Origin of the sequence: Rhizobium sp. TRM95796 (genome assembly GCF_025779995.1) — a bacterium.
In the GTDB taxonomy this organism is placed as follows: domain Bacteria; phylum Pseudomonadota; class Alphaproteobacteria; order Rhizobiales; family Rhizobiaceae; genus Rhizobium_E.
In genome coordinates this window covers 333,157-359,217 of record NZ_JAOXHE010000004.1, presented here as the reverse complement: position 1 = coordinate 359,217, position 26,061 = coordinate 333,157, and the positions used below count along the sequence as shown (strand labels likewise).

Sequence of the window (26,061 nt, the reverse complement as noted above, 5' to 3'; positions counted from 1 at the left end):
TCAGCCCTGTTCCCCGCTTTCGGAGTGGAATTGATTTGTCGTTACACGAATCAGCCTTGTGGAAATTCTTAATGAAAACAGTTAACTATGTACAATTCGGAAAACTCAGGTGCGATAGCTGCAAGACCGACACACCGGTCTGGAGATCGTCCGGAATGAGCCAGTCGTGCCCGCATTTCTACTGCTCCGATTGCAGTAATGTCATTCTTCGCTTGAAGGACCAGAAAATCAGTTGGAACGATGACAGCCCGGAGATCTTGGAGCGGATTGCGTCGACGCTGCCAGAATGCGAATGCGGAGGCTGGTTCACGCCCGGCGCGAACCCAAAATGCCCGAATTGCCGCTGCGAGTTTAAACACCAGTCCTCGCCACTCGAACGCCTGAGCGATCCCTATATGATCCTGCTCGATGGCGCCGTCAAGTATGGGGACGAGGGGCCGGAATACAGGGTGCGGATCACCTCTCGCTAATAAGATGAGAACTGCAAAGAGCCGGCCCCTCGACCGGCTCACCCTCCCCCCAAACATCACCCCCTGAACCGATACTCGTCCCGGCTTTCCTTCTTCATCTCAATCGAAAACCCCGCAGCCTTGGGCGGCATATAAGCGGCATCCTCGATCACGCAGGGCTCGAGAAAATGCTCATGCAGATGATCGACGAATTCGATCACCCGGCCGTCGATTTCGCCTGACACCGCGACATAGTCGATCATCGACAGATGCTGGACATATTCGCACAGGCCGACGCCGCCGGCATGCGGCCAGACGGGGAGGCCGAATTTGGCGGCCATAAGCAGCACGCCGAGCACTTCGTTGAGGCCGCCCATGCGGCAGGCGTCGATCTGGACGATGTCGATCGCGCCATTGGCGATCATCTGCTTGAATAGGATGCGGTTCTGGCACATTTCGCCGGTCGCCACCTTCACCGGGCCGATGGCCTCGCGGATCTTCTTGTGGCCGAACACATCGTCGGGGCTGGTCGGCTCCTCGATGAAGAAAGGCTTGGTGAAAGCGAGCTTCTTCACCCAGTCGATCGCCTGGTCGACTTCCCACACCTGGTTGGCGTCGATCATCAGATAGCGATCGGGGCCGATGACTTCGCGCGCAATGGTCAGGCGGCGGATATCGTCTTCGAGATCGCGGCCGACCTTCATCTTGATATGGTTGAAGCCGGCGTCGATCGCCTCCTTGCAGAGGCGGCGCAGTTTGTCGTCGTCGTAGCCCAGCCAGCCGGCCGAGGTCGTGTAGCAGGGATAGCCCTTGGCTTCGAGGCGGGCGATACGCTCGGCCTTGCCGGGCTCGGCCTTGCGCAGGATGGCCAGCGCTTCCTCGCGGGTGATGGCGTCGGTCATGTAACGGAAATCGACGATGTCGACGATCTCTTCCGGGCTCATCTCGGCCACGAGACGCCAGACCGGTTTGCCGGCCTGCTTGGCGAGGAGATCCCAGACGGCGTTGACCACGGCGCCGGTGGCGAGATGGATGGCGCCCTTGTCCGGGCCGATCCAGCGCAGCTGGCTGTCGCTGGTCACATGCCGCCAGAAGCGGCCTGGATTTTCCTTGATCCAGGCGAGATCGAGCCCCACCACCAGATGCCGCATGGCCTCGATCGCCGCGCAGCAGATCTCGTTGCCGCGGCCGATGGTGAAGGTGAGGCCGTGACCTTCAAGCCCGCTCTCGTCCGTGCCGAGAATGACATAGGCGGCCGAATAATCCGGATCCGGATTCATCGCATCCGAACCGTCGAGGCTGAGGGAGGTCGGGAAACGGAGATCGAGCGTCTCCAGGCTGATGATCTTGGTCACGGATGCCTCTGTTGGTTCGAAATGTTCGTGGTCATTTACTTTTGGCGGCAACGGGTGGGCGTTACCCCCCTCTGTCCTGCCGGACATCTCCCCCTCAAGGGGGGAGATTGGATGGGGGCGATGGCTTCCCCAAATCTCGACGTCGATTGCTGGGCGAAGGTCTGGCCGCCTGCCGATCTCCCCCCTTGAGGGGGAGATGTCCGGCAGGACAGAGGGGGGCGCCACGGGCACAAGGCCTGTAGCTTGCCCCCCGCTCCCCTCACTTATCCTGCACGAAGGTCTGCTTCTGGCTGCCCAGCCCCTCGATGCCGAGCTCCACCACGTCGCCATCACGGAGATAGCGCGGCGGCTTCATGCCCATGCCGACGCCCGGAGGCGTGCCGGTGGAGATGATGTCGCCGGGATGCAGGCTCATGAACTGGCTGAGATAGGAGACCAGGAATTTCACATTGTAGACCATGGTCGAGGACGTGCCGTCCTGCATGGTCTCGCCGTTCACCTTCAGCCACATCTTCAGGTTCTGCGGATCGGCCACTTCGTCCTTGGTCACGAGATAGGGGCCGGTGGGGCCGAACGTGTCGCAGGACTTGCCTTTGGTCCATTGGCCCGAGCGCTCGGTCTGGAAGGCGCGTTCGGAGACGTCGTGCGAGACGGCGTAGCCGGCCACATAATCCAGCGCCTCGTCTTCGGAGACATATTTCGCCGTCTTGCCGATGATGACACCGAGTTCGACTTCCCAGTCGGTCTTCTCCGAGCCGCGCGGGATCAGCACGTCGTCATTGGGGCCGCAGATGGCCGAGGTGGCCTTCATGAAGATCACCGGCTCGGACGGCACCGCCATGCCGGATTCGGCGGCGTGGTCGGAATAGTTGAGGCCGATGCAGATGAACTTGCCCGTGCCGCCGACGCAGGCGCCGATGCGGGTTCCCTCGCCGACCACGGGCAGGCTCGAAGTGTCGATGGCGGCGATCTTGGCCAGGCCTTCGGGGCCGATCGCCGCGCCGGCGATATCGGCCACATGGGCGGAGAGATCGCGGATCGTGCCGTCGGCGGCGAGGATCGCGGGCTTTTCGGCGCCGAGCGGGCCAACGCGCATGAGTTTCATGTCAATATTCCCTTGTTGCTGTCGTCAGATGGTCCAGCCGCCATCAATGGCATAGGCCTGACCGGTCGTGTAGGTGGCGCCGGCGAGATAGACGGCGAGATCGGCGATTTCCTCCGGCGTGCCGATGCGGCCGATCGGCTGGCGGGCGATGAAGGCGGCGCGTGCCGCGTCATAATCGCCCTGCGCGCGCAGGCGATCCTGCAGCGACGGGCTTTCCACCGTGCCGGGGCAAATGACGTTGATGCGCACGCCCTGCGCCACATAATCGGCAGCCACCGCCTTGGTGAGGCCGATCACGGCCGCCTTGGTCACGCCATAGGCGAAGCGATTGGGCACGCCCTTGATGGAGGAGGCGACCGAGCCGATATTGACGATCGCGCCATCCTTCTTCTCCAGCATCGCCGGCAGCACGGCGCGGATCATGCGGATCATCGATTTGACGTTGAGATCCATGGCGAAGTCGAGATCCTCGTCCTTCATCTCCATGATCGAGCCGCCATGCACCACGCCGGCGCTGTTGACGAGAATGTCGAACGGGCCGTTTTCCGCAATCGCCGCCTTCACCGCCGCGTCATCGAGCACATTGAGCTTCAGCGTGCGGATGCCGGCTGTGCCCTCGAGCTCTTTCAGCACGGTTTCGTTGATATCCGTCGCCAGCACCTCGGCGCCCGCAGCCGCCAGCGCCAGCGCCGTCGCCCGGCCGATGCCCTGCGCCGCCGCCGTGACGACCGCCTTCTTGCCCTTCACATAGTCGCTCATCAAATTCTGTCCCTCTGAAACATCTCAAGCAGTCTTCACGCGCCGCTCGACGATGAGAATATGATCGGCCGCGAGCACGACCTCCCCGCGCTGGTTGACCACCTCGCAGCGTTCGATCACCCGGCCCGCATCCTTCCGCTTCGGATCATCCTCCTTGGCCGCGATCGTCACCCGCGTCTTGATCGTGTCGCCGATAAAGACGGGGCGGATGAAGCGCAGCCGGTCATAACCATAGGAGAAAGCAACGGGATTGATAAGGCTCGCCGTGAGCCCCACACCAATGGAAAACACCATCGTGCCATGGGCGATGCGCTGGCCGAATGGCAGCGTTTTCGCAAATTCCGCATCCATGTGGTGCGGAAAGAAATCGCCTGTATGGCCGGCATGCACGACGAAATCCGTCTCGGTGATCGTCCGTCCGGTGGTAAGCCTGACGTGACCGAGCTGATAGTCTTCGAAGAAAATTTCCTGTTCCATCAAGGTCTCCCGGCTATGGGCGTGGCGGGGTCGGCGGAGGATTGATAGGCGGCCTCGACCAGCGCCATGGTCAGCCAGCCATCCTCGACCGAGCTGACGAGCTCATGATCCTCGCCCGCGACGAAGCGCTGCAGATTGGCCATGCGGCCGACAAAGGCGTCCGGAAACCATTTGCCCTCGAGCGGCACGCTGACCCAGCCGTCGCCGCCCTTGGGGTAGATCTCCAAAATATCGGGCTCGCCCTCGGGATAATTGAGATTGACGCCGAGTTGAAGGTAAGCCGCGCCTTCCGTACCGGAGATACGGAACTCGCAGGCCTGATGCTTCCGCCCAAAACGATGGTCGTGATTGATGCTGAGCGCGCAGCGCACGCGATCGCCGTAATCGAGGATCGCCGAGGTCCGCGTCTGCGCCATCTCATGGCTCGGATGGCCGATCGACTTGGCGTGAACGCCCTGGGGATCGCCGAGCAGCTGCCGGATCAGGTCGAGATAGTGGATCGAGTGCATGGTGATCTCGATCCGCGGCAGTCCCTTGAGGAAAGCCCAGAGCGACCAAGGCGTATCGAGCGCCAGCCAGGCGTCGAAGTCCACCACCTCGCCCAGCCAACCCTTGGCGATCGCGTCTTTCAGCGCCAGCATCATCGGCGCGAATCGCAACTGGAAATTCACCGCCGCCTTGAGGTGACGGCGACGGCAGATGTCGAGGATTTCGGTGGCCGCAGTGAGATCGGCGCCCATCGGCTTCTGGATCAGCACACCTGCGCCTTCCGGCAGCGTCTCCAGCACGGCGCGATGCGCGGCGGGCGGCGTGGCGAGATCGAAAATGGCTCCGTCGACACCAGCCGCTTCCTCCACGGAAGCGTAAGCCGCAACGCCCCATTTTTCCGCCAGCGCCTTGGCTTTTGCGAGGTCTGGATCATATAGTCCGGCCACCGGCAAACCGGCCTTGCGATAGGCGGGAAAATGCGCGTCGCCGACGATCGAGCCCGCCCCGAAGGTGACGATCGGCCGGGGGTTTGATGGCAGCGGCCAGGATTGCGACAGCGTTTTCGGGTCAAACGTCATGGATCGATCCGGCGGATCCGCGCGCCAGCCCTTCCCGGTTGTTCATGATGCTCCTCCCTTGCGTCATTCACATATGAAGAGATTATTCACATATTGTCAAGCTCACATCGGTCGTCTACAAAACCTCATCTTGTTCTGGAGGATGCATTGGCCAAGGAAGCCTTAGACGATGACCGTTACCGGGCGCCCGCGCTCGACAAGGGGCTCGACATTCTCGAACTGCTCGCCGGCGTCGATGGCGGCCTGACGCAAGCGGAAATCGCCAAGCGCATGGGCCGCAACGCCAATGAACATTACCGCATGCTCGACCGTCTCGTGAAGCGGGGCTATGTGACGCGCATCGACGGCGACCGCTATGCGCTGTCGCTGAAGCTGTTCGGGCTCGCCCATATGCATGCCCCCGTCCGCCGCCTCGTCTCCTACGCCACGCCGCTGATGCGCGAGCTCGCCGAAAAGAGCAGGCAGGCCAATCACCTCGTCGTCTTCGATCGCGGCGCCGCCGTGGTCATCGCCCAGCAGGAAGCGCCGGGTTACTGGGGTCTGTCGCTGCGGCTCGGCGCCCATATCGACATGATCGACACCGGTTCGGGTCACATCATCCTCGCTTTCCGCACGTCCGAGGAGCGCGCGGTGATGCTGAGGGAATATGCCGACAATGGCGGCCGCGCCGACACGACGCCGGAATTCGACGCCAAGCTGGAGGCGGTCCGCGCCCGCGGTTATGAAATCATGCCCAGCCTGCAGACGGCCTCGGTCACCAATCTGTCGGTGCCGGTGCTCGGCGTCGATGGCCGCGCCATCGCGGCGCTGACCACGCCTTTTGTGCCGATCAAGAATGCCGAGGCGCCGGACATGGAAGCGACCATCGCGCTGCTGCTCGAAACGAGCCGGGAGATTTCAAAAGCGGCCGGTCTCGAAATCGACTGAGCGAGCACCGGTCAGAGGGAGGAGCCGGCCAGGCCGGCGGAGGAGAACGACATGATCATCGACACCCATCTGCATATCGTCGACCAGCAGGCGCTGACCTATCCGTGGCTGGCCGAGGCAGGTCCCTTGAACCGCAATGCGCTCTATGAAGACTATGCCCGCGAAGCCCGGCGGCTCGGCATCGAGGCCGTGTTGCATATGGAAGTCGATGTCGCGGAAGAGGATATCGAGAAGGAAAGCGACTATGTCGCCTCGGTGGCCGCCCGCGACGGTTCGCTGCTGGTCGGCGCCATCGCCGCCTGCCGGCCTGAGAGTGCCGATTTCGCCGCCTATCTCGATCGCGCCCGCCAAAACCCCGTCATCAAGGGCTTCAGGCGCGTGCTGCATGTCATGCCGGACGAACTCTCCGAGGGCGCGGTGTTCCGCGACAATATCAGCCGCCTCAAAGGGACCGGCCTCACCTTCGACCTCGTGGTCAAGCCGCATCAATTGAAGAAGGCGGCGGCGCTCGTCGATCTCAATCCCGATGTCCAGTTCATTCTTGATCATTGCGGCGTGCCCGACATCAAGGGGGGCGGCTATGATCTCTGGCGAACTGAGATGACCGAGATCGCCAAGCGCCCCAACATCACCGGCAAGCTCTCCGGCATCGTCGCCTATACCGACACCGGGAACTGGACGCTCGACGACATCAGACCCTATGCCGAACACACGATCGGCAGTTTCGGCTTCGACCGCATGGTCTGGGGCAGCGACTGGCCGGTCTGCACGCTGGCCGGAACGCTCTCCACCTGGGTCGCTGCGACGCATGCGCTGCTGGAAGGCGTCAGCGCCGAGGACAAGGCCAAACTGTTGAGCGGCAATGCACGGCGCATCTGGCGGCTGGGAGCCTGAGGTCATGGCCTCCCCCACCGTCGGCGTTGAAAGCACCCATCCCCGCACCATGCCGGCCGATCACGCCGATCTGCCGGTCTGGAATGCCGAGAACTGGTTCTACGAGGATTTCGAGATCGGCCACAAGATCCGCTCGCTGAGGCGAACGATATCCGAAGGCGAGTCCATGCAGTTCAACGCGCTGGTGCTCGACATGCACCCTTATGTCGGCGACCAGATCTTCGCCGAGACCGAGGGCATGTTCGGCAAGCGGCTGATCGCCGGCGCCTTCGTCTTCTCGGCCGGCCTGGGCCTGGTGGCGACCAACTGCGTCAACGCCTTTTCCTATGGCTATGACCGCCTGCGCTTCATCAAGCCTGTCTTCATCGGCGACACGATCTACACGATCCGCACCAATCTCGGCAAAGAGCCGAAATATGACCAGCTCGGCCTGATCCGCGCCTCCTATGAAGTGTTCAAGAGCGAAGGCGAACTCGTGCTCTATTGCGAGCATATCCAGACAGTGCGCTATCGCTCGGGTCAGCGCCCGGACGTCTGATCAACAGACAGCAAAGCCGCCGCGAACATTACTCGCGGCGGCTTTGTCATTGTAGCGCGCTTTTTTTAGAGAAAGCTGTCGCGGAACATCCGGTTGAGATCGGCGATCACGCTTTTGCCGTCCTCGCCCGCTTTCAGGCCCTTGTTGATCCGCTCCGACGCTGCATGCTGGAACGGCATATAGCCATTGTGCCGCGGCCGCACCCAGGCTCCCTCCAGCGTCGGGCGGGTATTGGCGTAAAAGCCGAAGGTCCTTTCGTTGACGCCATCATCTTCCCAGGCGTCGGCATGGCCGGGCTGGCCGCCGGAAGCGGCATAGACGCCCTTCTGGATCTGGGCCGACGCCACCCAATAGGCGAAGTCGATCGCGGCGTCCTTATTGGCTGAAAAAGCGGAGACGGCGATGCCGGTGCCGCCGAGCGCCGAGCCCGCTGGGCCGATCACGCCCGCTTCGGGAATATCGGTGAAGGACAGCGGGTTGGGCCGGAAGCCGTCGAGCGCATAGGAAACATAGCCGTAGATATAGGGCGCGCAGGCAATGACGCTGTCGGCCTCGGCCATCTTCTCGAACACCGCGATCGGGTCCATGTCGAAACAGGCGGGTTCGATCAGCGCGACGAGTTCGGAAAGCACCGTATAGGCGGCGAGCCCGGTTTCCTCGTCGATCAGGTCGCCCTTGGCCGTCGAGCACGGGCTCATCATATTGGCGCAGAGCGTGTAGAAGGTCATCAGCGAATGCGGCGGCTTGAGCGGCAGCAGCACGCCGCCCTGCTCGGCCAGTTCAAAGACGTCGTCCAGCGTCTCCACCGCATCGGCGAGATCTTCTCGGAAGGCCTGGACCTGGGTGGCGGCGTCGATCGGGAAGGCCCATTGCCGACCCTGCCAATTATAACTGCGGAAGGATTCGCCGACCGAGGCCTTTGCCATGGCGTCGAACGCCTGTTCGCGTCCGTCGATATCCAGGGCCGCGAGGCAGTTTTCAGCGGTGATCTGGCCGACATGCGGATGATCGATGACGATCAGGTCATAGGCGCGGGCCAGTTCCTCGACCGGGAAGGACTCGAAATCCTGCAGCGATCGCTTGTCCCAGACGATCTCCACGCCCTTTTGCTGGAGATAGAGTGCGGATGACGCCACCATCGGGTCGTAGCCGCGCGGATGGCTCCAGGTCATGCCCTTGAGCGTGATGGTCATAGATTGAACTCCTTGCGGATCCTGTCCGAATGTTCGCCGATCCGGGGGGCGGCGCGGTCGCCATGCGGGCGCTGGCCGTTGACCCGGAGCGGCGACGAGGTGGTGAGTATGGAGACGGCGTCCTCGCGGGTCACCGTCTGCAGCATGTCGAGCGTCTGGAAGCCTTCATGCGACATCAATTCGTCCCAGTCCAGCACCTTGGCGCACCAGATGTCGGCGGGCTCCAGAAGCGCCAACCATTGCTCGACCGTGCCGGTGGAGATCCGCGCCGCGATCAGCTTCTTGATATCGTCGCGGTCGGTGAACCAGCTGGAGGGATTGTCGCTGAAGGCGGCGAGTTCCGGAATGTCGAGCAATTTCTCGATCTTGCCGATCGGCGTCATCGCCAGCGCGAGATAGCCGTTCTGCGCCGGATAGACGCCATAGGGGGCGGAGAGATAGGCATGCGCGCTGCGGAAACCGGAGCGCTTGGGCATGCGCCTGCCGTCATTGAGATAGGTGGTCAGCACTTCGAACTGAAAATCCACCAGCGCTTCGAGCAGGCTTGTCTCGACATGCGCGCCCTTGCCCGAAATCCCGCGCCGCACCAGCGCCGCCAGCAGTCCCTGGCAGAGCGCTGCCCCCGCCAGCATGTCGCCGACCGCCAGGCCAAACGGCACTGGCCCCTGGTCATGATCGCCGTTCAGCCACATCAGGCCCGAGCGCGATTGCGCCAGCAGATCCTGCCCCGGACGCGACACCCAGGGCCCCTCCTCGCCATAGCCCGAGATCGAGCCATAGACGATGCCGGGATTGATCGCTTTCACCGCCTCGTAATCGAGACCGAGACGCTGGATCACGCCCGGACGGAAATTCTGGATCACCACATCGGCCTTGGCGATCAGCGCCTTCAGCGCGTCGAGATCGGCAGGATTCTTCATGTCGATGGCGAGACTCTCCTTGCCCCGGTTGATCGCATGGAAAATCGTGGAATCGCCGCCGATCTCGGTGTCGCTGAGATAAAGCCGCCGCGAAAGATCGCCGCCATCCGGCCGCTCGATCTTGATCACGCGCGCGCCGAGATCCAGCAGTCTGAGCGAACAATAAGGACCCGACAGAAACTGGCTCATGTCGACGACCACGAGACCCGCCAGCGGCGGCTCGATCATTTCAGGCATTCTCTCCTCCACCCCCGCCGAAGCGGCTCACTCAGTTCATGAGTGAATAGATTATTCAAATATGGATGAATGACAAGGGAAATTCCACAACAAGCTGCATCCCGCCGAGCCGCTCTTCTTAGCGCGACCGCAACAATCACAACTTAATGCGGCGCGAAAGTCCGGAACTATGGCCAAAGCAAAGAGGACATACAGATGCGCTTGGAATCCAGACGCCCAGCGCTATAGTGTCAATCCGAAGGAGCGCATCGATGACAAATTCGATGGGATTGTATGGCGACGGCGACGAAAGCGAACTGCTTGAAGACGTGGAGGAGGCGTTCGGATGTCGCTTCAATGAATTTGAACTCGAGCATGTCCGAACCGTAGGCGATTTTTTCAACGCAGTCGCGGCGAAATTGCCGGCTGGCGCTGCCGAGGGGCGCTGCGCTACAGCGATGACGTTTTTCCGGCTCCGCCGCGCGTTACAACCTCGTATAGGCACGAAGTTGAGGCCCCACACGCCGATCACAGTTCTTTCGTCCATTCCGACAAGAGAAATACACCGCATCATCGAAAAGGATTGCCATCTCAGAGCGCCATTCCTTGAACTTCCACTTTTGGGATACGCCGCACTGGTCCTGATGATCGCGGCCCCAATCACTATTCTTGTTTCAGGCTACTCATGGTGGCTGGCGATAACATCAGCGGTTTTGGCATGCGCGGTCTTGAAAATAGCGCCGATAAGACTGCCCAGCAGAATTGCGACCTTTGGCGATCTCGCTCGCATTGTGTCGTCGAAAAATATCAGGCTGCTGGCGGATGAGGGCGCTCGACTGCGCGAGCAAGAAGCTTGGGATGCGCTCAAGGAGGTTCTTGCCGATCACACATCGCTGCTCAAGCAGGAAATCACGCGGCAAACCCTGATCATAGCCCCCAAACACGTGCGCCGGTGATGGCAAGAGCCTTGCCGAGGCGACTGTCGTGCAACAAAAAAGCCGGAGCAAACGCATCCGGCTTATCTCGTTCTAGAAATGTTTGGTAGCGGAGGGCGGACTTGAACCGCCGACCTTGGGGTTATGAATCCCACGCTCTCACCACCTGAGCTACCCCGCCACACGCGACTTCGAGCTTTGCCCGTCGTCGTGGCGCGGCTTATAGAAGCGGGTTCCGCCCCTGTCAAGCGCCTTCGGCCACTTTCTGCCGGAAGGTCGAAAAAACCTGAAAAAGCCTTTTCGATTCAAGGCTCAGGCGGCCTGGGCCGATTGCAGCAGTCGCTTCAGCAACGCTTCCGACGACGCGTCTTTTTCCGATCGGTCGATGAAGCCGCCGCCATAGACGCGCGCGTCTTCGCCGGGCGCGGAATAGAGCGCGCAAGCCTGGCCGGGCGCAAGCCCCGGCTCCCCGTCATGCAGGTCGACATAGACGCCGGTGGCGTCGACATGCAGCGTCGCGGGCTTCGGCGGGCGCGTCGAACGCACCTTGGCGAAACATTCGAAGCCGTCGCCGACCATCTCGGTCAGGGAGGCGTCTCCCAGCCAGTTCATGTCGCGCAGATAGATGCGCCTGGTGTCCAACGCTTCCTTGGGACCCACGATCACCCGCTTGCTGCGCGCGTCGAGATGGACGACATAGAGCGGCTCGCCGGTGGCGACGCCGATGCCGCGACGCTGGCCGATCGTGTAGTGCAGGATGCCGTCATGCTGGCCGAGCACCCGTCCGTCGAGATGGACGATGTCGCCGCCGAGCTTGGCGTCCGGACGTAATTTGGTGATCAGGTCGCTGTAGCGCCCCTGCGGCACGAAGCAGATATCCTGGCTGTCGGCCTTGGCGGCAACGACCAGCCCCATCTCGGAGGCAAGCGCCCGCACATCCGCCTTCGCCATGCCGCCGAGCGGAAAGCGCAAATAATCGATCTGCTCCTGCGTGGTGGCGAACAGGAAATAGCTCTGGTCGCGCTCCGCATCCGTCGGACGATACAGCGCCCGCCGGGCGGGGTTGTCGGCCGAGGGATTGGCGCCGGAGCGGATATAATGGCCGGTGGCGAGCGCGTCGGCGCCCAGTTCCTTGGCGGTGATCAGGAGGTCGGCGAATTTGACCGTCTGGTTGCAGGCCACGCAGGGGATCGGCGTTTCGCCGGCGACATAGCTTTCGGCGAAGGGATTGATCACCGTTTCCTTGAAGCGGCGCTCGTAATCCAGCACGTAATGGGGAATGCCGAGCGTTTCGCAGACGCGGCGCGCATCGTCGATATCCTGGCCCGCGCAGCAGGAGCCGGCCCGATGCACGGCGGCGCCATGATCGTACAACTGCAGCGTGATGCCGATGACCTCATATCCCTCTCGCGCCAGAAGCCCGGCCACGACGGACGAATCGACGCCGCCGGACATGGCGACGACCACGCGGGTGTCTTCGGGACGCTTATCGAAATCGAGGCTGTTCACGGTCTTTACTCTTGCACTGAAAAGGCTGTCGCTGGGCTTGAATGCCCTGTTTAACATGAATTTCGCGGGCGATATAGGAACTAAATAAGGCGCCAACAAGCCGAGATGTGCGGGCTTTTCATGCGCCTTGCCCGCAAGCGGACTGATTTAACAGAGCTTTTCATAAATTTTTTCCGGAGCGTTTAGGCAAATTTTAAAGGTGGGGTCCTAGAGTACCGCCCATATGGTCTTTGTTTGTGTAGAGAGTCCAATGACCGAAGCAATACGTCCAAGAGTTAAATATGTCATCGGACCCGATGGCAGCCCGTTGACGATCGCGGATTTGCCGCCTTCCAATACTCGTCGCTGGGTTATCCGTCGCAAGGCGGAAGTGGTCGCAGCCGTGCGCGGCGGCCTGTTGAGCCTTGAAGAAGCCTGTGAACGCTATACTCTGACGGTGGAAGAGTTCCTGTCCTGGCAAAGCTCCATTTCCGAACATGGTCTCGCCGGACTGCGCACCACGCGCATCCAGCAGTATCGCCACTGATATCTGGCGGTTGAGTTTCGAAAAGACCGGGTTCGTCCCGGTCTTTTTCGTTTTGGCTCGATTTGTCCTCGCCGGCGCGTCCCCCTCCCTCGAACCTGTCCTAGCATGGAACGGCTATTCCCCCGTTAACCCGAAGTTAGGATTTTCCCATGACCGAGAAGACCACGCGTCTTGACCTGCCCTACATCCTGTCGTCGCAGGCGCAGAAACACATCACCCACAACGAAGCCCTGCAGGCGCTCGACGCGATCGTCCACCTCGCGATCCGGGATACACGCGGCTCGCCTCCCCCCTCCCCCGCAGATGGCGACTGCTACTGGGTATCGACCCCGGCGTCGGGCGACTGGTCCGGACGAGGCGGCTCGATCGCAGCTCGCGAAAGCGGCGCCTGGATCTTCCACACGCCCCGCCCGGGATGGCTGGCCTGGTTCGTCGAAACGTCGGCGTTGAAGGTCTGGACCGGCGGCGCCTGGGCGACCCTCGCGACGGCCTGATCAGCCCGCCAAAGACAAAGGGCGCGGTGTGCGCCGCGCCCTTTCATCCTCGATGCCGATCACCGGGATCAGTCGACGTTGAACACGAGCGGCTTCACCTGGCGGATCGCCTCGTTGGCGGTCAGCTTGGCGATCACATCATCCTTGAGCGGCTCGTCGACATAGAGCAGCGCGATGGCGTCGCCGCCCTGCTTGTCGCGGCCGAGCTGGAAGTTGGCGATGTTGACGCCGGCTGCGCCGAGCGTGGTGCCCATGAAACCGATCATGCCGGGCACGTCGGTGTTGGAGATATAGACCATATTGGCGCCGACATCGGCGTCCATGTTGATGCCCTTGATCTGTATGAAGCGCGGCTTTCCGTCCGAAAACACCGTGCCGGCCACCGAACGGGTGTTCTTGTCGGTGGTGACGGTCAGCTTGATATAGCCGTCATAGACGCCCGACTTGTCGCGCTTGACCTCCGAGAGGATCACGCCCTTTTCCTTGATCATGATCGGCGCCGAAACCATGTTGACGTCGGCCACCTGGCTGCGGATCAGGCCCGCGAGCAGCGCGGAGGTCAGCGCCTTGGTGTTCATCGACGCGGTCGAACCGTCATAGAGGATTTCGATTTCCTTGATGGCGGTGTCGGTGACCTGGCCGACAAAGGCGCCGAGCACGTCGGCGAGCCGGATGAACGGCTTCAGGATCGGCGCTTCCTCGGCGGTGATCGACGGCATGTTGATGGCGTTGGAGACGGCGCCCTTCACCAGATAGTCGGACATCTGCTCGGCCACCTGCAGCGCCACATTTTCCTGCGCTTCCGTCGTGGAGGCGCCGAGATGCGGCGTGCAGACGACATTCGGCAGGCCGAACAGCGGGCTTTCGGTGGCGGGCTCGACCTCGAACACGTCGAAGCCGGCGCCGGCGACGTGACCGGACTTCAGCGCTTCGGCCAATGCCGCTTCATCCACAAGACCACCGCGGGCGCAGTTGACGATGCGCACGCCGGGCTTGGTCTTGGCAATCGCGTCTTTGTTGAGGATGCCGCGCGTCTTGTCGGTCATCGGCACATGCAGCGTGATGAAATCGGCCTGCGCCAGGAGATCGTCGAGCTCGACCTTGGTGACGCCCATTTCCTGCGCCCGTTCGGCCGACAGGAAGGGGTCATAGGCGATCACGCGCATTTTGAGGCCGAGCGCGCGGGCGCAGACGATGGAGCCGATATTGCCGGCTCCGATGACGCCGAGCGTCTTGCCGGTGATTTCGACGCCCATGAATTTGGACTTTTCCCACTTGCCGGCCTGGGTGGAGGCGTCGGCGGAGGGGATCTGGCGGGCGACGGCGAACATCAGCGCAATCGCGTGTTCGGCGGTGGTGATCGAATTGCCGAAAGGCGTGTTCATCACGATGACGCCGCGCTTGGAGGCGGCGGGAATATCGACATTGTCGACGCCGATGCCGGCGCGGCCGACCACCTTGAGATTGGTCGCCGCCGCGATCAGCTTCTCGGTGACCTTGGTGGCCGATCGGATGGCGAGGCCGTCATAATTGCCGATGATCTCGGCGAGCTTTTCCTTGTCCTTGCCGAGCTTCGGCTGGAAATCGACGTCGATGCCGCGATCACGGAAGATCTGGACGGCGGTTTCCGAGAGTTCGTCGGATACGAGAACGCGTGGCGCCATGGTCTGGGCTCCTCAAAAGCGAATAAGGGAAATGTCTGGGATAGGCGCGTCTTCCGCGATCGAGGCGCGGAAGACGAAGAAATCAGGCCGCTTTGGCGGCGAGCCCGGACTTCTGCTTTTCAAAAGCAAAGCTCAGCCAGGGCATCAGCGCTTCGAGATCGGCGGTTTCGATGGTCGCGCCGCACCAGATGCGCAGGCCCGAGGGAGCGTCGCGATAGGCGCCGATATCGACGGCCACGCCTTCCTTTTCGAGCGTCGCAACCACACCCTTGGCGAAATCCGCCTGGCCGGCCGCGTCGAGCGCGGTCACGGCCGGGTCGACGATCTTCAGGCAGACGGAGGTGTTCGAACGCGTCTCGGCCTTTTCGGCGAGATTGGCGAGCCAGGGATTGGCGTCGCAGAAGTCGAAGATCACCCGGGCGTTGGCGTCTGCCCGCGCCATCAGCGCCTTCAGGCCGCCGAGTTCCTTCGCCCAGAGCAGCGCGTCGATATAGTCTTCGACGCAGAGCATGGAGGGCGTGTTGATCGTCTCGCCCTGAAAGATGCCTTCGATCAGCTTGCCGCCCTTGGTCATGCGGAAGATCTTCGGCAGCGGCCAGGCCGGCTCATAGCTTTCGAGACGCGCCACGGCCCGCGGGCTGAGGATGATCACGCCATGCGCGCCCTCGCCGCCCAGCACTTTCTGCCAGGAGTAGGTGACGACGTCGAGTTTAGTGAAATCGAGGTTCTGCGCGAACGCCGCCGAAGTGGCGTCGCAGATCGTCAGGCCCTGGCGGTCGGCCGGGATGAAGTCGCCATTGGCGACGCGCACGCCCGAGGTCGTGCCGTTCCAGGTGAAGACCACGTCGCGATCGAAATCGATGGCGGAAAGGTCGGGAAGTTTGCCGTAATCGGCGGTGAACTTGCGGACGTCGGCGAGCTTCAGTTCCTTGACGACGTCGGAGACCCAGCCGGAGCCGAAGCTTTCCCAGGCGACCATGTCGACGCCGCGCGCGCCCAGCAGCGACCAGAGCGCCATTTCAACTGCGCCGGTGTCGGACGCGGGCACGATGCCGATGCGATAATCGGCGGGCACGTCGAGAATTTCGCGGGTGAGATCGATCGCCTGCTTGAGCTTGTTCTTGCCGAGCTTGGAGCGATGTGAGCGGCCCAGCGCTGCATCTTGGAGCGCGGCGAGCGACCAGTTCGGACGCTTCGAGCAGGGGCCGGAGGAGAAATGCGAATTTGCCGGGCGCAATGCCGGCGCGGCGAGTTCTACCATGATAAACTACCCTTCCAGGTATATGGCCTCTCGTTGGGGAGAGGTGTCCCGCCGCCGTGTTTATGGGAGCGGCAGAGTCGGGTCAAGTCGTTTTTCAGAACGTTTTTGTCTTTTTTGGAATGGGTCGTCGATGAAATAGGAAACCGGCCGAAGTTTACTCCGGCCGGTGAAGATACTCGTATTTGCCGCGGGCTTACCAGCCGGTGACGCGCACGCCCATGCGGATCTCGTGCCGCGTGAAGCCATCATCTTTGCCCTTGGTTCCAAACGCCCCGTTGAACTCGTCATGGTCGTTGAAGGAGAACATGTCGCCGCTGCCGATCTGGGAGAAGCGGTAGCCGAGATCGAGCTTCATCCGGTCGGTGATGTCGTAGGATGCGCCGGCCATCAGGGCATAGGTGAAGCGCCAGCTTTCCTCGCCGTTTTCCTTGGAATGCGAGTAGTCGAGACCGCCGCAATCGGATTTGTCGGCATAGGCGCAACCGCGCTTGCCCGAAACGTCCGACCATTTGACATAGCTAACGCCGGCGCCGGCGCCGGCATAGGGCGTCAGGCCCCAATAGGTGCCGAGGTCGACATAGGCGTTGGCGAGCGTCGACAGCGCCGAGACGGATTGAGAATCGTAACGGCAATAGCCGGTGGCGCTTTCATTGGCGACGGTGCACTGGCTCCAGCCGGTCTTGCCGTTATGCGTCGCCTTGAAATAATCGAGCGTCACGTCGCTGCGCAGGAAATCGTTGAACTGGTAACCGACGCCCGTGGAGAAGGTGGCGTCCCGATCCATGCGGCTCCTGTCGAAGCCGCTGGTGGTGGATGTCTGCGTCGTCGCGTCATAGGTCTTATAGGTCGGATCGCCGGCGTCCAGCTTCAGATTGTAGCCGATGTCGCCGCGGAAATACCAGCCGGCGGGGTCGGAGATCGGGCCGTCGATCTCCGGCGCGTCGACCATCGGCGGCAGGTCCACGGCCAGCGCCTGAGTGGTGGCGGATGCGATCAGCAGGGACGCGAAAGCGAGGCGAAAAGCAACGGACATGGACTGTCTCCCGACGGCCGACGGACGGCAAAAGTGCGATTTGTGGTTAACTATGCCGCCGAGTGGTTAAGACGCCGTTAAGCATGCCGCTTCACGTTTTGGTAAGGTTCGATCGCCCGCCTCGGAAAAGTCCCAATGAAGATCGAACGATCCGCCTGCTGGAACGTTTGACCAGCGTCCGCTTCGGCGGAACAACGGTTTTTGACAGGCTGAAGCGGCGCCGATGATCGGCGCCCGCTCAGAGGAGAATGACGATGATGAAGAAAATCCTCACGACGGTCGCGGCTTTGGCCGCGGTTTCCTCCGCCGCGGGCCTGGCGCGCGCCGCCGATATGACCGCCTATGACGAGGCGCCGCAGGTTCAGGCCGAAAGCGATTATCATGGCGGCGTCAAGATCGGCTATCTCTCTTGCGACGTCGGCTCGGGCGCAGGCTTCCTGATCGGCTCGGCCAAGGAGCTCGATTGCTCCTTCCGCTCGGCGCGCGGCGCCCGCAGCGACAGCTATAGCGGTTATGTGAAGAAGCTCGGCATCGATGTCGGCTACACGACGCGCGGCAAGATGGTCTGGGCCGTATTCGCTCCCACCGCAGGTTATCATCGCGGCTCGCTCGGCGGCACCTATGTCGGCGCGGCCGCGGAAGCGACGGTGGGCGCCGGCATTGGCGCCAATGTGCTGCTCGGCGGCACCGAAGGCTCGATCCAGCTTCAGCCGGTCAGCGTCGAGGGCCAGCTCGGCCTCAACGTCGCCGCCGCCGGCGCGACCGTGACGCTGCATCCGGTCAACTGATCTCTACGGTCCGGGCGGTTGTCGCCGTCCGGACCGCGTCAGACATAGAGCGGCGCCATTCTTCGCCAGGCGCTGCCGCGATGGGCGCGTCCATCCCAGATCTGAATCTGGTGACCGACCCCCTTCTCCCACAATACCCGGCTCAAATGCCTGTTGTTGTCGAGGAATGGATCGTCTCGGCCGATCGCGAGCACGATGTCCATTCGCCTCAGGCATTCGAGCCGCCATTCGCATTCCAGCCCCGGCAGGAAATGCGACGGGTTGAGGTAATAGACGCCGTCGTCGTAATATCCTTCGAACAGATCGCCGAAGCTTTCGACCTTAAGCGTCAGGTCATAGCGGCCCGACAGCAGGACCAACTTTCGAAAATACTGGGGATGACGGAAAGCCAGGCTCGCCGCCTGAAAGGCGCCGAGGCTGCAGCCCACCGCCATGGTGCAATCATGGCCGTTGCGAACCGCCATCAGTTGCATCACTTCGTTGAGAACATAATCTTCGAAGGCGTGATAGCGGCGAAGCCTGTCGCCCGGCGAGCGGGACCGATCATAAAAAGTTTCCTGCGCCAGCCCTTCGACACAATAGAGCTGGATATGTCCCGCCTCGATCTTGTCGGCGAGACTTGTGACGACGCCGAGTTGATCATACTCCCAGAAGCGCCCTTCGCGGGTCGGAAACATCAGGGCCTTCGCGCCGGCATGGCCGAAGATCAGCAACTCCATGTCGCGCCCGAGACGCGGACTATGCCAACGATGATATTCCCGGTTCATAGGTCCCCGAAAAACCGTCCGATCGTGTCGCGGAGCCTCCCATGCTCCTCTTGCGCCTCAGGATAATCGAAATGCCCGGCCTTGAGGATGAAGATTTCATGATCGTTCTGCAACGAATTGGCGATTGCGAACTGACACGGCGGCGCGACGGCAGGGTCGAAAAGCGCCACTGCGCAGAGCGTCGGCTGCGCGATGTGTCGGGCGGCCGAGGCGGCGTCGAAATAGGTCAGGGTGTCCGCGACGTTCGGATGGTCTGCGGCATAGACCTGTAGCCCTTGCGCGCTGCCAATGCTCGGCAGGCTCAGGCGAAGCGGCTGGGCGCCGAAGGTCGGAACCTCGATCTGGCCCCGGGTCAAGCGCGGATCGAAAGCGAGCGCGAAACTCCCGACACCGCCGCCGAGACTGATGCCGCTATAGCCGATATGTCCGTCGAGCCAGGGATAGAGTTGCAATAGAACCGTCACCGAAACCCAGACATCATCCACGCAGCCGCCGATGATATAGGCGTCGCGATCATCGATATCGTGCAGCACATGCCAATTGGGATCGGTGGAGATCGGCGGTTTGGCGCTGCGCGACAATCCTCTCAAGCAGGGAAACAACAACACTGCGTCCTCGACCGGAAAATCCAGGTCCGGGGCGTCGCGGCCGCCATAACCATGGCCGATCACCAGACCGCGCTTCACAGGGCCTCGCTTCGGCGCGCAAAGCCACCCACCGAGCTCGAAACCGCCGGTCGAGCGGAAGCGAATATCGAGGATCGTCCAATCCGGGTGAGAGGCGGCGCTTTTCGACGGAGCGGGTTCTGGATCGACGCTCAGGGCGCGCTGGTGGCGATCGCGCCAGAAAAGGTCGAACCCGTCCGGCTCGGGGGGCGCGGCCACCGCGCGCAAATCCGCCAGGCTGTAGCCGTAGGAAGGGTTGAACGGATAGCCATGGGTGAACGGATCGGCCATGCGGCGGTCTCCCTCGATCGTCCCCGCCGTCGTGACGAGAATGGAGCTGAAACACGAAAGCCGCCCCGGAGGGCGGCTTTGCAGAAAGTGGCGGGATCTTACTTGAAAACCGGCTGTTCCTGCTGCGGCATATCGGCCGGGGGCAGGTAGGCCTGCTCGGCGCAGCCGCCGAAGGCGTAGCGAACGCCGGCGCGGGCTTCATGAATGTCGAAGCCCTTGTCCTTGCCAGGACCGCCATTGGACTTGTAGCCGAACATGTCGCCGTCATCGACGCGGCGATAGCGATAGCCGACATCGGCCTTGAGATTGCAGTTGATGTCGATGGCGGTGCCGAGCATCAGGCCATAGGTCAAACGCCAGCTGCCTTTGCCCTTATGGCTGACCGTGTCGTCGCACAGTTCCGGATTGGTGGCGCTGCAGGCGGTGTTCTTGAGGTCGTCCCACTTGACATAGGTGCCGCCGAGGCCGGCGCCGACATACGGCGTCAACATGCCGTAATGGCCGATATCGACATAGGCGTTGGCCATCAGGCTGTAGGCGGTCATGGCGGAGACGTCGCGCGACTTGCAGGTGTCGGTGCAAGCGCCGAAATCGGAGCCGCCGCCGGTGGTCGAACCACGGAAATCGGCCGAGAACAGATAGTCGAACGTGGTGTCGACGCGGAAGTGATCGTTGACCTGGTAACCGACGCCGACGCCGATATTTCCGGTATTGTCGATGTCGGATTCATGGAAGTCCACCATGCGACGCGAGCTGCCGCCCTGGTAGAACTTGGCGCCGCGCAGGTTCATGACGTCATAGGAGGCGTCGCCGCGAATATACCAGCCGCTGGTCTCCACGACCGGAGCCGGCTCATACGGGGCCGGCTGAGGCTCGGGAGTATAGAGGTCTGCCGCCGATGCGGCGCCGGCCATGGCCAACATCAGGGCTGCGGAAGTCAAAAGTCTTTTCATGATCCAAACTCCAGATAACCCGGTCCGGCCCATGGGACCTCGGGAAGGTGCTGTGGTTGGATAATGAATGGCAAAGGTTAAATAGCGCTTAACCACGCTTCTTTACCATGACGCTTCGAAAGCAATCTCTCAAATGCAAAAATCCCGGCCGAAACCGACCGGGATTTCAAAGTTTTTCCGGAAAATGATCTTTCAGGCGGCGTTCTTCACGCCGCCGATCAGGTCGATCAGACCGTCGACGATTCGCTTCAGCTGATTTTCATCGTCGCCTTCCGCCATGACGCGGATCAGAGGCTCGGTGCCGGAGGGGCGGATCACCAGTCGGCCGCGGCCGGCGAGCTCGCTTTCGGCGTCGGCGATGGCTTCCCGGACGATCGGATCTTCGAGCGGCTTGCCGCCTTCGTAGCGGACATTCTTGAGCAGTTGCGGAGCCGGCTCGAAACGGCGGCAGACCTCGCTCACCGTCTTGCCCTGACGGCGCACCGCCGCCAATACCTGCAGCGCCGCCACCAGGCCGTCGCCCGTGGTGCCGAAATCCGACAGCACGATATGGCCCGACTGCTCGCCGCCGACGTTGAAATCGTTCTGGCGCATATGCTCGACGACATAGCGGTCGCCGACCTTGGTGCGGGCGAGCTGCAAGCCGCGCTGCTGCATGAAGCGCTCGAGGCCGAGATTCGACATGATGGTCGCGACGATGCCGTTGCCGCGCAACAATCCGTCATTGGCCCAGGTCTCTCCGATCAGCGCCATCAGCTGGTCGCCGTCGACGATGGTGCCTTTCTCATCGACGATGATGACGCGGTCTGCGTCGCCATCGAGCGCGATGCCGATATCGGCCCTGACCTCATGCACCTTCCTGATCAGCGCATCCGGATGGGTGGAGCCGCATTGGTCGTTGATATTGACGCCGTTCGGCTCGTTGCCGATGGTCACCACTTCCGCGCCGAGCTCCCAGAGCACGGCGGGAGCGACCTTGTAGGCTGCGCCGTTGGCGCAGTCGATCGCGACCCTCAGACCCTTCAGCGTCACGTCGCGCGGCAGAGTGCGCTTGGCGAATTCGATATAGCGGTCATGCACGCCGTCGACGCGCTTGGCGCGGCCGATCGCGTCGGATACGGCCAGTTGCGGAATGATGTCCTTGTCGAGCAAGGCCTCGATCTGCGCCTCGATCTCGTCCGACAATTTATAGCCGTCCGGGCCGAACAGCTTGATGCCGTTGTCCTGATAGGGATTGTGCGAGGCCGACACCATCACGCCGATATCGCAGCGCAAGGAGCGCGTCAGCATGGCCACCGCCGGCGTCGGGATCGGGCCGAGGACGAAGGCGTCGACGCCCGCGGCGGTGAAGCCCGCCACCAGCGCGTTTTCCAGCATGTAACCCGACAGGCGCGTGTCCTTGCCGATCACAACGCGGTGGCGATGGCCGCCGCGCCGGAAGATCGTGCCGGCGGCGATGCCGACCCGCATGGCCAGATCCGGCGTCATCGGAAATTTGTTGGACTGGCCGCGAATGCCGTCGGTGCCGAAATAACGTCTCGTCATGTTCATTCCAGTGCTGAGTTCTCGTCGGGTTCTAGATGCCACAAAGATCGCGTTCTGCCACATCAAATTGTCTCACCCGCGCAAACAGAATGTTAACGTGAAAAAGCCCGGCCGAGGAGACCGGGCTTTTTCCGTGATCCGCCGCTGGATCCTATCAGAACTTGACCTTGATGCCGGTCGAGACCGCGCCGACGAAGTCGGAGCCGAAATCATAGCTGTTGTCCGCGCCGTAGGTGACGCCGTCATAGACATAGGAGCCCGACGAACCGGACTTCATCCAGCCGATGGCGCCGGACAACTTGATGTCGACATTCTTGGTCGCCGCGAAATTGGCGCCGGCGCCGAACAGCCAGGTGTCGGTCTGCGAGCCGTAACCTTGCGACGTGCCGCGATCCCAGGTCACCGACACGGCGCCCGACCATTTCTGGGTGAACTGGTGGCCGACGCCGCCGGTGACCGTCCAGCCGTCGCGATAGAACAGGTCGAGCGAGGTGGCCTGGATATTGGTGCCGTCGAGATAGAACGGGATCGTCTGCAACTGGCTCCAGTCCGTCCACTTGACGCTGCCGAAGGCGAGCCAATCGGGCGCGATGCCGGATTGAATCGCCAATTCGAGCGAATCCGGCATCTTGGTCGAGCCGTACACATCCCAGACAGCGCCGCCCAGACCGGGCACCAGGATCGGCGAGACGTTCGAGAGGTCCAGCGTGCCGGTGATGCCGTCGAGCTTGACTTCGCTGTTGTAGATCAACGACGCGCGGAAGGCGTATTCCGGGATTTCGTAGGCGACGCCCGCGCGCCATCCCCAACCGTCCGAATCCAGTTCCAGGCGGCCGGTGCCGTCAAAGCCCGGAACCAGTCCCGGAGGCGTCACCAGGCTTTCCTTGAAGCCGTCGACCTGCTGATAGAAACCGCCGCCGATCAGGCGAAGCTGACCTTTGCCCATGTCGAATTTGTAGGAGCAGGTCAGGCCGTAATTGTCGCTGTTGATTTTCGTTTCGGCGTTTTCCGTGGATCCTGTCCAATTCAAGCCGGGCGCCGAATGGGCGCCCCAGGGCTGCGAATAGTCGACCAGGCAGTCGACGCCTTCGACCACGCGCGCTTTCACGCCGACAGCGCCGCTGAAGTAATCCTTGGTGTCGCGGACGTCGGGATCGGTTCCGCCGATACCGCTGAAATTCTGCGAATTGGTGTATTCCCGATGCGGCGACACATAGGTCGCGGTGCTCTCCACGGCGATATTGGAGGGATCGAAAAGCAGATCGATATTATAACCATTGCGCTCGATGCCGCCGGCATAGGCCGCGCCGGACATCAGAGCCGCTGAAATGATCGTCAAAAAACCAATGCGGAGCATTGTTTCCCCCATGTTGTCCTCCCACTGAACAAGGTTGGAGGTAGTTTATGCACGTTGGGGATGATTACAATTCGGCCTTGCGGCAAACTGACGCCGGCAAATCTCTAAAAATTTACGTAAGATTTCGATACGCCTGATCACATTTGACCAGACCGGATGAATTTTTTGCCAAACAGCAAGAAAATGGCGGGAATAGAGAATTTCATGCTCAAGTCCATGGCCTGCGTCACAAATGTGCAACAACGCCATTTTCAATCACCGGGCCTTGTGGACGATCATCGCGTCGCCTCAATTTCTGCGCCGAGCCCGTCGAAACCCTAAAGAATCAAACACGAAACCCCGCGCGATGGCGGGGTTTCGATGACGGCGTCATGCGGCTCCGGGTATTTACTGCGGCTGAGGCTCGTATCCGCCTTCGGCTTCGGGCGCGCCATCCTTGCCCCGCGAACCGGCCGAGGGCACGGCGGAACCGCGGCTCGGAGTCGTATCGTCGAAGGCGTCGCGCGACGGCGGCTTGCCGTTCATGAGATCGCGCAACTCGTCGCCGGTCAGCGTCTCGAATTCGAGCAGCGCTTCGGCAATCGCGATGAACTGATCACGATTGTCGGCGATGATGGTGCGGGCGTTGGTTTCGCCCTCCTCGATCAGCCGGCGCACTTCTTCGTCGATCAGCTTGGCCGTCTCGTCCGACATATTGGTCGACTGGCTCACGGAATGACCCAGGAACACTTCCTGCTCGTTCGGGCGATAACGCACGCGGCCGAGTTTCTCGCTCATGCCCCATTCCATCACCATGGATCGGGCCAGGCCCGTCGCCATCTGGATGTCGCCGGAAGCGCCCGTGGTGACCTTTTCGGGACCGAACGTGATGATCTCGGCTTCGCGACCGCCGAACAGCATGGTCAGGCGGGCGATGGCCTTCTCATAGGTCCAGTTGTAACGATCGCTTTCCGGCAGGGTCATCACCATGCCGAGCGCACGGCCGCGGGGGATGATGGTCGCCTTGTGGATCGGATCGATGGCGCCGGCGAGCTTGAGCGCGATGATGGCGTGACCGGCTTCATGATAGGCGGTGTTGCGCTTCTCTTCCGGGGTCATGGCGAGCGACTTGCGCTCGGCGCCCATCATCACCTTGTCCTTGGCGTCTTCGAACTCCGCCATGGTGACAAGGCGCTTGTTGCGGCGCGCGGCGAGGAGAGCGGCCTCGTTCACGAGATTCATGAGGTCGGCGCCCGAGAAACCCGGGGTGCCGCGCGCCATGATTTTGAGGTCGACATTCGGAGCCAGCGGCACGTTGCGCACATGCACCTTGAGGATTTTTTCGCGGCCGTTGACATCCGGGTTCGGCACGGTGATCTGACGGTCGAAACGGCCGGGACGCAAGAGCGCGGGGTCGAGGACGTCGGGACGGTTGGTCGCGGCGATGATGATCACGCCTTCGTTCTGCTCGAAGCCGTCCATCTCGACCAGCAACTGGTTGAGCGTCTGTTCCCGTTCGTCGTTGCCGCCGCCGAGACCGGCGCCGCGATGACGGCCGACCGCGTCGATTTCGTCGATGAAGATGATGCAGGGCGCATTCTTCTTGGCCTGTTCGAACATGTCGCGGACGCGGCTCGCACCGACGCCGACGAACATTTCCACGAAGTCCGAACCGGAAATCGTGAAGAACGGCACGTTCGCTTCGCCGGCAACGGCGCGCGCGGTCAACGTCTTACCGGTGCCCGGAGGGCCGACCAGCAGAACGCCGCGGGGAATACGGCCGCCGAGACGCTGGAACTTCTGCGGGTCGCGCAGGAATTCGACGACTTCCTCGAGGTCCTGCTTGGCTTCGTCGATACCGGCGACATCCTCGAAGGTGACGCGGCCATGCGCCTCGGTCAGCAGCTTGGCCTTGGACTTGCCGAAGCCCATCGCGCCGCGCGAGCCGCCCTGCATCTGGCGCATCAGGAACAGCCAGACGCCGATGATCAGCAGCACCGGAAGCAGATTGATCAGATAGCCGAAGATGCTCGACGAACCGTCGCTCTCCGGCCGGAGAGACACGATGACGTTCTTGTCCTGCAGACGCTGCATCAGCGCGTCATCGATGTTCGGCGTATAGGTCTGGAAGACCGAGCCATTGTCGCTGAACTGGCCGCGGGCCCGATTCCCGATGAATTCCACTTGCCGCACCCGGCCCGCATCCACCGCCTTGACGAAATCCGAATAGGGGATCTCGCTCGAACTGACGCGTTCGCCCTGGGACTGGAACATGCTGAACAACGCGACCAGCAGGACCGCGATGATGGCCCAGAGGGCAAAATTTCTGAAATTCGGGTTCATTGACCTCACCGACATAGTTTGACCGCGGGATTAAACCCGGCATACGGCCAT

The 26,061-nt window shown here is 61.9% G+C and carries 25 protein-coding genes and 1 tRNA gene; 8 read left to right on the top strand and 18 right to left on the bottom strand.

The genetic code is table 11. The annotated features are described in order from the left end of the window. Positions 1 to 155: 155 nt before the first annotated feature. A complete protein-coding gene (locus tag OCK01_RS10400; protein ID WP_263823865.1) occupies positions 156 to 470 on the top strand; it encodes a hypothetical protein in 315 nt (104 codons plus the stop codon). A 56-nt stretch (positions 471 to 526) separates the two neighbouring features. Here the strand turns inward: OCK01_RS10400 and OCK01_RS10395 are convergent, their stop codons facing one another. From OCK01_RS10395 to OCK01_RS10375, 5 genes are all read right to left on the bottom strand, one after another. After that, a complete protein-coding gene (locus OCK01_RS10395) occupies positions 527 to 1,804 on the bottom strand; it encodes an L-fuconate dehydratase (RefSeq protein WP_263823864.1) in 1,278 nt (425 codons plus the stop codon). A 259-nt stretch (positions 1,805 to 2,063) separates the two neighbouring features. Continuing rightward, positions 2,064 to 2,909: a fumarylacetoacetate hydrolase family protein gene (locus OCK01_RS10390; protein ID WP_263823863.1), complete on the bottom strand. Its 846-nt coding sequence runs from the start codon at positions 2,907 to 2,909 to the stop codon at positions 2,064 to 2,066. A 24-nt stretch (positions 2,910 to 2,933) separates the two neighbouring features. Then, positions 2,934 to 3,668: an SDR family oxidoreductase gene (locus OCK01_RS10385; protein ID WP_263823862.1), complete on the bottom strand. Its 735-nt coding sequence runs from the start codon at positions 3,666 to 3,668 to the stop codon at positions 2,934 to 2,936. Between the two features lie 24 nt (positions 3,669 to 3,692). Continuing rightward, positions 3,693 to 4,148, bottom strand: coding sequence for a MaoC/PaaZ C-terminal domain-containing protein (locus OCK01_RS10380; protein ID WP_246697415.1), 456 nt, complete (start codon positions 4,146 to 4,148; stop codon positions 3,693 to 3,695). Continuing rightward, positions 4,145 to 5,212 (bottom strand): Gfo/Idh/MocA family protein, encoded by a 1,068-nt coding sequence (locus OCK01_RS10375; protein WP_263823861.1) that lies wholly within the window; start codon positions 5,210 to 5,212, stop codon positions 4,145 to 4,147. The genes OCK01_RS10380 and OCK01_RS10375 overlap by 4 nt, the downstream gene beginning before the upstream one ends. Positions 5,213 to 5,359: 147 nt before the next feature. On the opposite strand from OCK01_RS10375, the gene OCK01_RS10370 reads away from it, so the two are divergent. Genes OCK01_RS10370 through OCK01_RS10360 form a run of 3 tightly spaced genes read left to right on the top strand, consistent with a single transcriptional unit; the run spans position 5,360 to position 7,571 of the window. Then, the gene (locus OCK01_RS10370; protein ID WP_263823860.1) at positions 5,360 to 6,139 is read left to right on the top strand and encodes an IclR family transcriptional regulator; all 780 of its coding nucleotides are present in this window, start codon (positions 5,360 to 5,362) and stop codon (positions 6,137 to 6,139) included. A 51-nt stretch (positions 6,140 to 6,190) separates the two neighbouring features. Continuing rightward, the gene (locus OCK01_RS10365) at positions 6,191 to 7,033 is read left to right on the top strand and encodes an amidohydrolase family protein (protein ID WP_263823859.1); all 843 of its coding nucleotides are present in this window, start codon (positions 6,191 to 6,193) and stop codon (positions 7,031 to 7,033) included. Positions 7,034 to 7,037: 4 nt separating this feature from the next. Next, positions 7,038 to 7,571 carry a MaoC family dehydratase gene (locus OCK01_RS10360; RefSeq protein ID WP_263823858.1) on the top strand — a complete coding sequence of 178 codons (534 nt, stop codon included), beginning with the start codon at positions 7,038 to 7,040 and terminating at the stop codon, positions 7,569 to 7,571. Positions 7,572 to 7,636: 65 nt separating this feature from the next. Here the strand turns inward: OCK01_RS10360 and OCK01_RS10355 are convergent, their stop codons facing one another. Together OCK01_RS10355 and OCK01_RS10350 are read right to left on the bottom strand one after the other, a co-directional pair. Continuing rightward, entirely contained in the window at positions 7,637 to 8,764 is a 1,128-nt protein-coding gene (locus OCK01_RS10355; RefSeq protein ID WP_263823857.1) for an extracellular solute-binding protein, read from the bottom strand. Continuing rightward, the gene (locus tag OCK01_RS10350; RefSeq protein ID WP_263823856.1) at positions 8,761 to 9,921 is read right to left on the bottom strand and encodes a CaiB/BaiF CoA transferase family protein; all 1,161 of its coding nucleotides are present in this window, start codon (positions 9,919 to 9,921) and stop codon (positions 8,761 to 8,763) included. The genes OCK01_RS10355 and OCK01_RS10350 overlap by 4 nt, the downstream gene beginning before the upstream one ends. Before the next feature lie 251 nt (positions 9,922 to 10,172). On the opposite strand from OCK01_RS10350, the gene OCK01_RS10345 reads away from it, so the two are divergent. Beyond that, entirely contained in the window at positions 10,173 to 10,856 is a 684-nt protein-coding gene (locus OCK01_RS10345; protein WP_263823855.1) for an acyl carrier protein, read from the top strand. An 83-nt stretch (positions 10,857 to 10,939) separates the two neighbouring features. On the opposite strand, the gene OCK01_RS10340 is transcribed toward OCK01_RS10345, so the two are convergent. Further along, positions 10,940 to 11,016 (bottom strand) — tRNA-Met (locus OCK01_RS10340). A 131-nt stretch (positions 11,017 to 11,147) separates the two neighbouring features. Further along, positions 11,148 to 12,344: a tRNA 2-thiouridine(34) synthase MnmA gene (gene mnmA / locus OCK01_RS10335; RefSeq protein WP_263823854.1), complete on the bottom strand. Its 1,197-nt coding sequence runs from the start codon at positions 12,342 to 12,344 to the stop codon at positions 11,148 to 11,150. A gap of 250 nt (positions 12,345 to 12,594) precedes the next feature. Between mnmA and OCK01_RS10330 the strand changes: the two genes are divergently transcribed. Both OCK01_RS10330 and OCK01_RS10325 read left to right on the top strand, forming a co-directional pair. Then, positions 12,595 to 12,870 (top strand): DUF1153 domain-containing protein, encoded by a 276-nt coding sequence (locus tag OCK01_RS10330; RefSeq protein WP_137154728.1) that lies wholly within the window; start codon positions 12,595 to 12,597, stop codon positions 12,868 to 12,870. 149 nt (positions 12,871 to 13,019) lie between these two features. Further along, entirely contained in the window at positions 13,020 to 13,364 is a 345-nt protein-coding gene (locus tag OCK01_RS10325; RefSeq protein WP_263823853.1) for a DUF2793 domain-containing protein, read from the top strand. A 68-nt stretch (positions 13,365 to 13,432) separates the two neighbouring features. On the opposite strand, the gene serA is transcribed toward OCK01_RS10325, so the two are convergent. From serA to OCK01_RS10310, 3 genes are all read right to left on the bottom strand, one after another. Continuing rightward, on the bottom strand, positions 13,433 to 15,028 hold the full coding sequence (gene serA, locus OCK01_RS10320; protein ID WP_263823852.1) for a phosphoglycerate dehydrogenase: 1,596 nt from the start codon (positions 15,026 to 15,028) through the stop codon (positions 13,433 to 13,435). Between the two features lie 82 nt (positions 15,029 to 15,110). Then, a complete protein-coding gene (locus tag OCK01_RS10315; RefSeq protein ID WP_263823851.1) occupies positions 15,111 to 16,289 on the bottom strand; it encodes a phosphoserine transaminase in 1,179 nt (392 codons plus the stop codon). Positions 16,290 to 16,482: 193 nt separating this feature from the next. Then, positions 16,483 to 17,322 carry an outer membrane protein gene (locus tag OCK01_RS10310; RefSeq protein ID WP_263823850.1) on the bottom strand — a complete coding sequence of 280 codons (840 nt, stop codon included), beginning with the start codon at positions 17,320 to 17,322 and terminating at the stop codon, positions 16,483 to 16,485. A 254-nt stretch (positions 17,323 to 17,576) separates the two neighbouring features. On the opposite strand from OCK01_RS10310, the gene OCK01_RS10305 reads away from it, so the two are divergent. Further along, a complete protein-coding gene (locus tag OCK01_RS10305; RefSeq protein WP_263823849.1) occupies positions 17,577 to 18,110 on the top strand; it encodes a DUF992 domain-containing protein in 534 nt (177 codons plus the stop codon). A 38-nt stretch (positions 18,111 to 18,148) separates the two neighbouring features. On the opposite strand, the gene OCK01_RS10300 is transcribed toward OCK01_RS10305, so the two are convergent. The 6 genes from OCK01_RS10300 to ftsH form a co-directional block, all read right to left on the bottom strand. Further along, positions 18,149 to 18,877, bottom strand: a complete 729-nt coding sequence (locus tag OCK01_RS10300; protein ID WP_263823848.1) for an esterase family protein — start codon at positions 18,875 to 18,877, stop codon at positions 18,149 to 18,151. Next, positions 18,874 to 19,833 carry an acetylxylan esterase gene (locus tag OCK01_RS10295; RefSeq protein WP_263823847.1) on the bottom strand — a complete coding sequence of 320 codons (960 nt, stop codon included), beginning with the start codon at positions 19,831 to 19,833 and terminating at the stop codon, positions 18,874 to 18,876. The genes OCK01_RS10300 and OCK01_RS10295 overlap by 4 nt, the downstream gene beginning before the upstream one ends. Positions 19,834 to 19,931: 98 nt before the next feature. Then, positions 19,932 to 20,786 (bottom strand): outer membrane protein, encoded by an 855-nt coding sequence (locus OCK01_RS10290; RefSeq protein ID WP_263823846.1) that lies wholly within the window; start codon positions 20,784 to 20,786, stop codon positions 19,932 to 19,934. 192 nt (positions 20,787 to 20,978) lie between these two features. Then, positions 20,979 to 22,331 (bottom strand): phosphoglucosamine mutase, encoded by a 1,353-nt coding sequence (gene glmM, locus OCK01_RS10285; protein ID WP_263823845.1) that lies wholly within the window; start codon positions 22,329 to 22,331, stop codon positions 20,979 to 20,981. A gap of 154 nt (positions 22,332 to 22,485) precedes the next feature. Further along, complete coding sequence (locus OCK01_RS10280) at positions 22,486 to 23,700, bottom strand: OmpP1/FadL family transporter (RefSeq protein WP_412178995.1); 1,215 nt, start codon at positions 23,698 to 23,700, stop codon at positions 22,486 to 22,488. Positions 23,701 to 24,075: 375 nt separating this feature from the next. Next, positions 24,076 to 26,010 carry an ATP-dependent zinc metalloprotease FtsH gene (ftsH, locus tag OCK01_RS10275; RefSeq protein ID WP_263823843.1) on the bottom strand — a complete coding sequence of 645 codons (1,935 nt, stop codon included), beginning with the start codon at positions 26,008 to 26,010 and terminating at the stop codon, positions 24,076 to 24,078. Between the last annotated feature and the right edge of the window lie 51 nt (positions 26,011 to 26,061).